Origin of the sequence: Polynucleobacter sp. IMCC30063 (assembly GCF_021395235.1) — a bacterium.
Lineage (GTDB): Bacteria > Pseudomonadota > Gammaproteobacteria > Burkholderiales > Burkholderiaceae > Polynucleobacter.
On record NZ_JAJVCQ010000007.1, the window covers coordinates 23997 to 34568 of the forward strand.

A 10572-nucleotide genomic window follows, 5' to 3' on the forward strand; every position below is an offset into this window, starting at 1 on the left:
CGTTCCTTAGTTCTTTATTGTAATAATGCCTATTTTTCAGCATCAATGGTAAAAATTGGCATGGGATTTCCATGCGCTCTAGTTAAGGTACGGGATTTAAATTAGCGTGAGCAATGACTTGCCATCCTGCAGCACTCTTTTGCCATACATCAAGTCGGTACTGCGGTTTTCTTGAGAGCTCTTTGCCATCGATGATTTCTTTTGTTGCTATTGCATAAGAAACAATTAAAGCATTTTCAGAATAGGTAGCCTTGAGACTGCTAAGGGCATATTCACGAATCTTGGCCTTTTTAATAATCTCCATCCAGGCCGCTTTATTTTGAGCGCCAATGTTTAATACCTGTTGATAGTTAGGTGATACAGTTTTTTCTAGCCCCTGCATGTCACCATTTTTTACTTGATCCCACCATAGACGTTCAAGTTTTTCTGCTTCAACTTGGGCATTTGCTGCGGTAATGACTTGAGCTTGCCCCAACATCGGAACAGCCATTAAGGACATTAGTATGGCTATAAGGATGAGTGCACGATTAAATAAAATCTTGGCCATGATTATTCTCCTTGGTTTAAATGGGAATAACTATACCCTGAATTTTGCTGTGGGAATCATGGCGAGATCTGCTTGTTTTTTGCGGGCTGTAATCAAAAAGAAAAAGAGGCTCGAGAGCCTCTTTTTACTTGACAATTTGGCGGAGCGGACGGGACTCGAACCCGCGACCCCCGGCGTGACAGGCCGATATTCTAACCAACTGAACTACCGCTCCAAATAGGGCAAAACTAGTACAACGTCACTCTAAAACGATGCTACTAAACCACTTAATACGACTCAAAAAACTGGCGTCCCCAGGGGGATTCGAACCCCCGTACTCACCGTGAAAGGGTGATGTCCTAGGCCTCTAGACGATGGGGACCTGGACTAAATTGTTCAAAATAGTGGTGGAGATAAGCGGGATCGAACCGCTGACCTCTTGCATGCCATGCAAGCGCTCTCCCAGCTGAGCTATACCCCCTGCGTTAAATTGATTAACTTCTTATTTCCCGTCAATATCTGACCGCATATTCAAACAATCCGTGATTTTAGCCTATTTTTCTTCTCCGGCTTGGGCTTACCGAGTTATTTGCCTAGCAATGCTTGATGCAGAGCCTAGCTTGGTACTAACTCAGCACCAAGTTTAGACGCTCGGTACAGGCTTCCCACCCCATCAGAGCCATTACTGCATCAATAGCTGGGGTTTGTGTTGTGGCAAATAAAGCGTAACGCAAAGGCATAGCGAGGGCTGGCATTTTGATTTGATGTTGTACTAAGACGGCCTTAATCGCAGCCGCATAGGCTTCTTTTGATGATTCACAGCCCTCAATTGCGCGTCTTAAATCGTTTAAAGCAGGCTTAATGGCTTCTGGTATATGAGCCACAATCTGCTCAGCTGAATGTTGAGGAGCAGGCATATAGAATAATTTCGCACCATCAGCAATTTCTAATAAGGTGTTGGCACGATCTTTTAGCAACCCTACAACTTGCTCAAAATTGGGACCTCGATGAATATCAATGCCACGCTCTTCAGCAAAAGGCCGCACTAATTCGCTTAAGTACTTTGTATCAGCCTGCTGAATGTAATGGTGATTTAACCAAAGTAATTTTTCAGGATTATGTTGGGCAGGAGATCGACCCAGATGCTCTAACTCAAACCAGGCAACAAATTGCTCTTTAGTAAATACTTCCGCATCGCCATGGGCCCAGCCCAATCGAGCTAAATAATTTAAAATGGCCTCTGGTAAATAGCCTGCCTTTTGGTAATCGCGCACGCTCATCGCCCCGTTGCGCTTACTCATTTTTTCACCCGTATCATTTAAGACGGTGGGTAAATGGGCATACACTGGTGGCGTACCGCCTAAAGCTCGCATAATATTAATTTGCCGAGGGGTGTTATTCACATGGTCATCGCCGCGAATCACATGGGTAATGTTCATATCCATATCATCTACAACTACACAAAAATTATAAGTAGGTGTGCCATCGGTTCGTGCAATGACTAAATCGTCAAGTTCATCATTCCGAATTTCAATTAAGCCTTTAACTGCATCTTGCCAAGCCACGCTGCCTTCGAGTGGATTTTTAAAACGAATCACAGGGCTGACACCAACGGGCGGCTCAGGCAAAATTTTGCCGTGCTCAGGGCGCCAAAGACCGTTGTAGCGCGGCTTTTCTTTATTCGCTATTTGCGCATCTCGCAAAGCATTTAAATCAGCCTCACTCATATAGCAAGGATAGGCTAAGCCATTTTTTAACATGTCCTGAATTACTAACTGATAGCGATTAAGTCGCTGCATTTGATAAATTGGTCCTTCATCAGGATCAAGCCCTAACCAATGCATGCCCTCAAGAATGACTTCAACAGCCTCGAGCGTTGAGCGCTCTTGATCAGTATCTTCAATGCGCAAGATGAATTCGCCTTGATGATGGCGCGCAAAAGCCCAAGGATATAAGGCGCTACGCAAGTTACCTAGATGGATGAAGCCAGTTGGGCTAGGAGCAAAACGGGTACGAATGGTCATATTGCTTATTATCTCAGGTCATGAGCTTTTTTCTAAAACCGTGGATACTTTAGTGATGAATCAATTACTTGTATTTATTTGTGATGGCGCACCAGTACGCGGAGAAATCGTCAGTCTTGGCACTGCCTGGCAAGCCATTCTAGAGCACCGTACTGAGCCCTTAGCAGTTCGTAAAATTTTGGGTGATTTTGTCTCTGCCGCCGCGCTTCTAAGCGCCAGCTTAAAGTTTGATGGCACCTTAATTATTCAAGCGCAAAGTAAAGGCCCAGTTTCATTATTAGTGGTTGAATGTACTGCCAATTTAACCCTGCGCGCAACTGTTAAATTATCACCCAATTGCGGCGAAATTAATGCAAACGCCACCCTTGGTGAGTTACTAGATGCAGAGCATACTGGCCGTCTAGTGATCACCTTAGATGCTGCTGAACGCAAGCCTGGACAAGCCCCTTATCAGGGTATTGTGGCTCTTCAACAAGATAATTTAGCTGGACAGTCAAAGCCGGTAACTTCTGTGGCCGAGGCCATCATGCTCTATATGCGGCATTCCGAACAAGTTGATACCCGTATTTGGTTAGCTAGTGACGAGGCAAGTTTAGGTGGCTTGTTATTACAACGCTTACCCAACTCTAGTGGGCATGCTCACTTAGATGCCGAATTAGCAGCCGAAGGTTGGAATCGTATTCAATTATTAGGAGAAACCATCACAAGTAATGAATTGCTCACCCTAGAGCCTGAAACTACCTTGCGTAGGCTCTTCCTTGAAGAATCAGCCAAGGCTGGGGTGCGCAGTTTCCCCACACGCGCAGTGCAGTTTGCCTGTCGTTGTTCGCGCCAAAAGGTAGCCGATGTCTTACGCATGCTTGGCGAGCCTGAGGTAGAGAGTTTGTTGGCTGAACGCGGTGATGTAGAGACCATCTGCGATTTTTGTGGCAAAACCTATTCCTTTGATCCGGTAGATTGTCGCCAAGTATTTAAAACAGATTTACTAAGTGATGCAACCAGGCCGCCATCGAAGGGACACTAATACCTAGCAATTTACTTCTTATTCGGCGCGGTTCCACTAACAGCGTTTGCAGCCAAGGGGCTTTCAGTTGGCAAAATTTGCACGTAATATTCACCTTCTTTAAGCATGCCATGCTCCGCTCGTGCGCGCTCTTCTATTGCGCGGGTACCTTCTTTTAAATCTTTAACATCGCCACTTAACTTGGCATTGCGCAAGGTGAGCAGTTGGTTTTTTTCCTGTTGCGCATTCAGCTGACCTTCCATTTCATAAACCCTTAACCACCCTCCCTTGCCTAGCCATAAAGGATATTGAATGCCAATAAACAGCAACAGCATCGAGTAAACAATGATTCTCATATTGAAGATGTCATTGGCATATAAATGAAATAAAGAATTTAACGCTTTAAATTATAAAAAACAGCTTTGCCTGGATAGGTGGCGATATCCCCTAAATCTTCTTCAATACGCAACAGTTGATTGTATTTAGCAATGCGATCTGAGCGCGATAAAGATCCCGTTTTAATTTGCCCTACATTTGTACCCACGGCAATATCAGCAATCGTACTATCTTCAGTTTCCCCAGAGCGATGAGAAATGACAGCGGTATAGTTTGCCCGTTTGGCCATCTCAATTGCTGCGAAGGTTTCTGTAAGCGTTCCAATTTGATTAATTTTAATTAAGATTGAATTTGCTACGCCCTTATCAATACCTTCTTGCAATATTCTAGTATTGGTAACGAATAAATCATCACCCACCAGCTGAATTTTCTTACCTAGTTTTTCGGTAATATTGGCCCAACCATCCCAATCGGCTTCGTGCATTCCATCTTCAATTGAGACAATAGGAAATTGATCGGCTAACTGCCCTAAATAATCGGCGAATTCAGCTGAGCTAAGCTGTAAGCCTTCGCCGCTTAAGTGATATTTTCCGTCTTTATAAAATTCACTGGCAGCGCAATCCAAAGCCAATAAAACATCTTCACCAGCTTGATAGCCAGCCTGATCGATTGCACTTAGAATCGTTTGCAAGCATTCTTGATTGCTAGTGAAATTGGGCGCAAAGCCACCCTCATCTCCAACTGAAGTAGGCATATTTTTAGTGTGCAAAATTTTCTTTAGCGCATGAAAAATTTCTGCGCCACAGCGCAAAGCCTCACGAAAGTTTTTTGCCCCTACTGGCATGATCATGAATTCTTGAATATCAAGGCTGTTGTTAGCGTGCGCACCACCGTTCACAATATTCATCATTGGTACGGGTAATTGCATGCCGCCTGAGCCCCCAAAGTAACGATATAAAGGCAAACCCGCTTCTTGGGCTGCTGCGCGTGCTACAGCCATAGAAACTGCTAGCGTGGCATTTGCGCCAAGTCGGGCTTTATTGTGCGTACCATCTAATTCAATTAAGGTGTGATCTAAAAAAGCCTGCTCACTGGCATCTAAACCCATCACCGCTTCAGATATTTCGGTGTTCACATGCTGCACGGCCTTTAGAACACCTTTGCCTAAATAACGCTTGTCGTCGCCATCGCGCAGCTCGATAGCCTCGCGTGAACCCGTCGAGGCGCCAGAGGGCACTGCAGCTCGACCAATCACACCAGATTCAAGTAAGACATCACACTCAACTGTGGGGTTGCCGCGAGAATCTAAAATTTCACGGCCAATAATGTCAACAATGGCGCTCATGCACCTTCTCCTAAAGCGTTTAAATTAAAAATCATCTTCAATGAAGACCCCATCTTTTTTTACTGCTGCATCAATTGCTAGCAGTGATTCAAGTAGTTCTCGCATGCGGTTTAAGGGCACTGCATTGGGGCCGTCAGAAAGTGCCTTAGCTGGGTCTGGATGGGTTTCCATAAAAATACCGCTAATTCCAACTGCAACTGCTGCCCGGGCGAGCACTGGCACAAACTCACGTTGCCCACCGCTACTGGTACCATGACCCCCTGGCAACTGAACTGAGTGTGTCGCATCGAAGACCACGGGAGCCTGCGTTGTACGCAAAATTGCCAAGCTACGCATATCGGCTACTAAATTGTTATAACCAAATGTAGTACCCCGCTCGCATACCAAAAACTGTTGTGATAGGCCTTTTTCTTTCGCGGCTTCGCGCGCTTTGTCTAGGACATTAAACATTTCTTGCGGCGATAAAAATTGACCTTTTTTAATATTTACTGGCTTGCCACTTTGCGCGCATGCCCGAATAAAATCGGTTTGCCGACATAAAAATGCGGGCGTTTGCAAAACATCGACAATCGCGGCAACTGGTGCAATTTCAGGAATGTCATGCACGTCGGTAAGTACTGGCACGCCAATTTGTTTTTTTACCTTGGCTAAAATTTCTAGACCCCGTTCCATGCCAAGGCCACGATAAGAATTACCCGACGAGCGATTAGCTTTATCAAAAGAAGATTTATAAATAAAGTGCATCCCTAATGCGCTGGTAATGGACTTTAATTCCCCAGCAATGTCCAGGGCTGATTGCTCAGACTCAATAACACAAGGGCCGGCAATTAAAAAGAGGGGCTGCTTCAAGCCAACGGGAAAGCCACATAAATGCATCGCGTGATCCATCTTCGTCATTAGGCAGCTACCGTTGCGACAGCTTGATGGCGCTCAAGAGCTGCCTTAATGAAGGCTAGAAATAAAGGATGTCCTGCGCGCGGGGTTGAAGTAAATTCAGGGTGGAATTGCACCCCAAAGAACCAGGGATGCATTGCCGTTGGTAGTTCCATCATCTCAGGCAACGATTCAGTGGGTGTATGGGCAGAAATAATTAAGCCGGCTTTTTCTAAACGGGGTACATAGGCGTTGTTTACTTCATAGCGATGGCGATGCCGTTCATTAACAACTGCGCCATAAATACGGTGTGCCAAGGTATCTGGTTTCACTGGACAGCTCTGCGACCCTAAACGCATCGTGCCGCCCAAATCGGAATCGCTCGCACGTTTTTCAATGCGCCCTTCACGGTCAAGCCACTCCGTAATCAGAGCGACTACGGGATGGGGAGTATCGAGATCAAATTCAGTGCTATTTGCCCCTTGAATTTGAGCTACATGACGGGCAAATTCAATGACCGCTAATTGCATACCCAAGCAAATGCCTAAGTAAGGCATTTGATTTTCACGCGCATAACGAATGGCTGCGATCTTGCCCTCGGTACCGCGCTTACCAAAGCCTCCAGGCACTAATATGGCATCTAAATTTTGCAAGCAATCGAGTCCAGATTTTTCAATTTGCTCAGAATCGATATAACGGATATTAACTTTAGTTTGATTATGAATACCAGCATGACGTAAAGCTTCAATAAGCGATTTATACGATTCAGTGAGGTCGACGTATTTGCCAACCATGCCAATACAAATTTCATTTTGCGGATTTTCTAATTCATAAACCAGTTTTTTCCAGACTGATAAATCGGCCGGCTTAGCCTCGATCTCGAGCTCACGACAAATCAGGTCATCCATGCCTTGAGCATGAAGCATGTCAGGAATTTTATAAATCGTATCGACATCCCAAACCGAAATTACCGCCTCTTCACGGACATTAGAAAATAGGGAAATTTTGGCACGCTCATCTTCGGGAATGGGTCGGTCGGCGCGACACAATAAAACATTAGGCAAAATACCAATTTCGCGCAGTTTTTGTACCGAATGCTGAGTGGGCTTCGTTTTTAGTTCGCCAGCACTAGCGATATAAGGCACTAATGTCAGGTGCACGTAAGCACAACTACCTTTGGGCATCCGTAAACCCATTTGGCGGGCAGCCTCTAGAAATGGTAAAGATTCAATATCGCCCACTGTGCCGCCAATTTCGCAAATGGCAACATCGGCATGCCCATCATGACTTGCTAAAGCACCTTTTTCAATAAAACTCAGAATTTCATTCGTAATATGGGGAATAACTTGTACGGTTTTACCTAAGTATTCCCCTCGTCGTTCTTTGCGAATAACGGATTCATAAATTTGACCAGTCGTGAAGTTATTGCTTTTACGCATTTTGGCTGAAATAAAGCGCTCGTAATGCCCAAGATCGAGGTCGGTTTCAGCACCATCTTCGGTCACAAAGACCTCACCATGCTGAAACGGGCTCATTGTGCCGGGGTCAACGTTAATATAGGGGTCTAATTTCAGGAGGGTGACCTTCAGGCCGCGGGATTCAAGAATCGCGGCGAGCGAGGCGGCTGCAATACCCTTCCCTAGGGAAGAAACTACGCCGCCAGTGACAAAAACAAATTTAGTCATCGCTTAGGCTCGATTGGAAATGGCAATTATACCGATACCCAGGGCGATTTGGCAAAGTAGCCAAAAATCCCTAAGCCCTTCAATCATGCAGCTCCCCTACCAAGCTGGACGGCGACTAATGCTGATAGGGTCCCAAAGATTTACAATAAGGATCTGAATTGCTCCAAAAACTTACCTCGAGGTTTAATGATGTTAGATACCTATAACACCCAAGTTGCTGAACGCGCCGCCCTGGGAATTCCGCCTCTGCCCCTCACAAAAGATCAAACATCCTTATTGCTCGGCCTATTAAAAAATCCGCCGGCTGGTACCGAACAGCAGCTGATTGATTTAATAACCTATCGGGTTCCTGCTGGAGTTGACGAGGCCGCCAAGGTGAAGGCTGAATTTCTCGATAAAGTAGCCAAGGGGGAAGAAAAAACTCCTCTGCTTTCACGCATTGAAGCAACTGAATTACTGGGCACCATGTTAGGTGGCTACAACATTAAGCCCTTAGTAGACTTATTAAGCGATGCTGAATGTGGCGCAACTGCCGCCGCTGTATTGAAAAAAACCCTCTTAATGTTCGATTACTTTAATGACGTGCAAGAACTCGCTGAAAAAGGTAATGTCAATGCCAAGGCAGTCATGCAAAGCTGGGCTGCAGCGGAGTGGTTTACGAGTCGCCCCGCTGTGCCAGAAAGTATGGTTCTAACCGTTTTTAAGGTTACTGGGGAAACCAATACCGATGATTTATCGCCAGCTCCAGATGCCTGGAGTCGCCCCGATATTCCACTGCATGCTACTGTGATGCTGAAAAACCCACGGGCTGGAATCGAACCCGATGAGGTTGGTGTACGCGGCCCCATGAAACAAATTGTTGAGCTACAGAAAAAAGGCCATCAAATTGCTTATGTCGGCGATGTCGTGGGTACAGGCTCATCACGTAAATCAGCTACTAATTCAGTGTTGTGGTGGACTGGTCAAGATATTCCTTTTGTGCCCAATAAGCGCTTTGGTGGCGTATGTTTAGGTAGCAAAATTGCGCCAATCTTTTTTAACACCATGGAAGATGCTGGCGCATTACCGATTGAACTAGATGTATCAAAAATGAATATGGGTGATGTCATCGAATTACGCCCCTATGAAGGTAAAGCACTTAAAGACGGCAAAGTGATTGCCGAATTTACGTTAAAGTCGCCGGTTATTTTGGATGAGGTGCGTGCAGGCGGACGCATTCCTCTTATTGTCGGACGGGGCCTTACTGCTAAAGCGCGTGCAGCCTTAGGTTTGCCAGCATCAACTGAATTCCGGGTGCCATTAAGCCCGCCTGATCATAAAAAAGGTTTTAGTTTGGCGCAAAAAATTGTGGGTCGCGCTTGCGGTTTACCTGAAGGTCAAGGCGTGCTGCCGGGCACTTACTGTGAGCCGCATATGACCACTGTAGGCTCGCAAGATACTACGGGCCCAATGACGCGTGATGAGTTAAAAGATTTAGCCTGCCTCGGGTTTTCTGCCGACTTAGTTATGCAATCGTTCTGTCATACCTCGGCTTACCCCAAGCCAGTTGATATTCGCACTCATCACGAGCTACCTGCCTTTATGACAAATCGAGGTGGCGTGGCCTTGCGCCCCGGTGATGGTGTTATTCACAGTTGGCTTAACCGCTTACTGCTGCCAGATACCTGCGGCACTGGTGGCGATAGCCATACCCGTTTTCCGATTGGTATTTCATTTCCTGCCGGCTCTGGCCTGGTTGCTTTTGCTGCGGCCACTGGCGTCATGCCGCTCGACATGCCTGAGTCAGTCTTAATTCGCTTTAAAGGCAAAATGCAACCCGGTATTACTTTACGCGATTTAGTCAATGCGATTCCACTCTATGCCATCAAACGGGGCTTGCTCACGGTAGAAAAAACGGGCAAGAAAAATATTTTTTCTGGTCGAATCTTAGAAATTGAAGGTCTTCCTGATCTAAAAGTTGAGCAAGCCTTTGAGCTCTCCGATGCATCTGCTGAACGCTCTGCTGGCGGTTGTACGGTGCACTTAAATAAAGAGCCAATTATTGAATACATGCGTTCCAACATCACATTAATGAAGTGGATGATTGCGAATGGGTATGAAGATAAGCGTACATTGGGCCGTCGCATCAAAGCCATGGAAGCATGGATTGCTAATCCCCAGCTCTTGAAAGCGGATGCGAACGCCGACTATGCTGAAATTATTGAAATCAATATTGATGAAATTAAAGAGCCAATTCTGGCCTGCCCTAACGATCCAGACGATGTGAAATTTTTATCAGAAGTTGCTGGCGCTAAGATTGATGAGGTTTTTATTGGCTCATGCATGACCAATATTGGGCACTTCCGCGCTGCAGGCAAAGTACTCGAAGGCAAAACCGATATCCCTACCCGCCTCTGGATTGCACCGCCCACCAAAATGGATGCAATGATTCTTACTGAAGAAGGCTATTACGGTATCTTGGGTCGCACGGGTGCGCGCATGGAATCGCCGGGATGTTCTTTGTGCATGGGAAATCAAGCCCAAATGCGCAAAGGCGCTACCGCTGTCTCTACTTCAACCCGTAACTTTCCTAATCGCCTAGGAATTGATACTCAAGTGTATTTGGCCTCTGCTGAATTAGCGGCAGTAGCCGCGCTCTTAGGGCGCTTACCGACTCCCAAGGAATATTTAGAGCAAGTTGCTGCACTCGATAGTAAATCGTCTGAAGTGTATCGCTATATGAATTTTGACAAAATCAAAAGCTTTAGTGAGATGGCCGATACCGTTACTGTCTAAACTGC

General features: G+C 45.9%; 8 protein-coding genes and 3 tRNA genes. 2 read left to right on the plus strand and 9 right to left on the minus strand.

The features are described 5' to 3' along the window. Positions 1 to 82: 82 nt before the first annotated feature. The 5 genes from LZG75_RS11645 to gltX form a co-directional block, all read right to left on the minus strand. Complete coding sequence (locus LZG75_RS11645; RefSeq protein WP_233923453.1) at positions 83 to 547, minus strand: nuclear transport factor 2 family protein; 465 nt, start codon at positions 545 to 547, stop codon at positions 83 to 85. 137 nt (positions 548 to 684) lie between these two features. Then, positions 685 to 761, minus strand: a tRNA-Asp gene (locus LZG75_RS11650). Positions 762 to 832: 71 nt separating this feature from the next. Further along, a tRNA-Glu gene (locus LZG75_RS11655) sits at positions 833 to 908 on the minus strand. Positions 909 to 931: 23 nt separating this feature from the next. Next, positions 932 to 1007, minus strand: a tRNA-Ala gene (locus LZG75_RS11660). A 145-nt stretch (positions 1008 to 1152) separates the two neighbouring features. Beyond that, positions 1153 to 2550, minus strand: coding sequence for a glutamate--tRNA ligase (gltX, locus tag LZG75_RS11665; RefSeq protein ID WP_233937623.1), 1398 nt, complete (start codon positions 2548 to 2550; stop codon positions 1153 to 1155). Positions 2551 to 2605: 55 nt separating this feature from the next. Here gltX and LZG75_RS11670 point away from each other — a divergent pair, with 55 nt between their 5' ends. Further along, positions 2606 to 3574, plus strand: coding sequence for an Hsp33 family molecular chaperone HslO (locus tag LZG75_RS11670; RefSeq protein WP_233937624.1), 969 nt, complete (start codon positions 2606 to 2608; stop codon positions 3572 to 3574). An 11-nt stretch (positions 3575 to 3585) separates the two neighbouring features. Here LZG75_RS11670 and ftsB read toward each other — a convergent pair whose 3' ends face one another. From ftsB to LZG75_RS11690, 4 genes are read right to left on the minus strand one after another with little or no spacing between them, the layout of a single operon-like run. Beyond that, a complete protein-coding gene (ftsB, locus tag LZG75_RS11675; RefSeq protein WP_233923450.1) occupies positions 3586 to 3909 on the minus strand; it encodes a cell division protein FtsB in 324 nt (107 codons plus the stop codon). A 38-nt stretch (positions 3910 to 3947) separates the two neighbouring features. Next, on the minus strand, positions 3948 to 5234 hold the full coding sequence (gene eno, locus LZG75_RS11680; protein WP_233923449.1) for a phosphopyruvate hydratase: 1287 nt from the start codon (positions 5232 to 5234) through the stop codon (positions 3948 to 3950). 24 nt (positions 5235 to 5258) lie between these two features. Next, the gene (gene kdsA / locus LZG75_RS11685) at positions 5259 to 6110 is read right to left on the minus strand and encodes a 3-deoxy-8-phosphooctulonate synthase (RefSeq protein ID WP_233923727.1); all 852 of its coding nucleotides are present in this window, start codon (positions 6108 to 6110) and stop codon (positions 5259 to 5261) included. A gap of 20 nt (positions 6111 to 6130) precedes the next feature. Beyond that, positions 6131 to 7792 carry a CTP synthase gene (locus LZG75_RS11690; protein WP_233923448.1) on the minus strand — a complete coding sequence of 554 codons (1662 nt, stop codon included), beginning with the start codon at positions 7790 to 7792 and terminating at the stop codon, positions 6131 to 6133. A gap of 189 nt (positions 7793 to 7981) precedes the next feature. Here LZG75_RS11690 and LZG75_RS11695 point away from each other — a divergent pair, with 189 nt between their 5' ends. Next, a complete protein-coding gene (locus LZG75_RS11695) occupies positions 7982 to 10567 on the plus strand; it encodes a bifunctional aconitate hydratase 2/2-methylisocitrate dehydratase (protein ID WP_233923726.1) in 2586 nt (861 codons plus the stop codon). The last annotated feature ends 5 nt before the right edge of the window (positions 10568 to 10572 follow it).

Excerpts from the sequence above, each read along its gene's own strand:
- LZG75_RS11645 (WP_233923453.1), bottom strand. The coding sequence starts at position 547 with ATGGCCAAGATTTTATTTAATCGTGCACTCATCCTTATAGCCATACTA.
- gltX (WP_233937623.1), bottom strand. The coding sequence starts at position 2,550 with ATGACCATTCGTACCCGTTTTGCTCCTAGCCCAACTGGCTTCATCCAT.
- LZG75_RS11670 (WP_233937624.1), top strand. The coding sequence starts at position 2,606 with ATGAATCAATTACTTGTATTTATTTGTGATGGCGCACCAGTACGCGGA.
- ftsB (WP_233923450.1), bottom strand. The coding sequence starts at position 3,909 with ATGAGAATCATTGTTTACTCGATGCTGTTGCTGTTTATTGGCATTCAA.
- eno (WP_233923449.1), bottom strand. The coding sequence starts at position 5,234 with ATGAGCGCCATTGTTGACATTATTGGCCGTGAAATTTTAGATTCTCGC.
- kdsA (WP_233923727.1), bottom strand. The coding sequence starts at position 6,110 with ATGCATTTATGTGGCTTTCCCGTTGGCTTGAAGCAGCCCCTCTTTTTA.
- LZG75_RS11690 (WP_233923448.1), bottom strand. The coding sequence starts at position 7,792 with ATGACTAAATTTGTTTTTGTCACTGGCGGCGTAGTTTCTTCCCTAGGG.
- LZG75_RS11695 (WP_233923726.1), top strand. The coding sequence starts at position 7,982 with ATGTTAGATACCTATAACACCCAAGTTGCTGAACGCGCCGCCCTGGGA.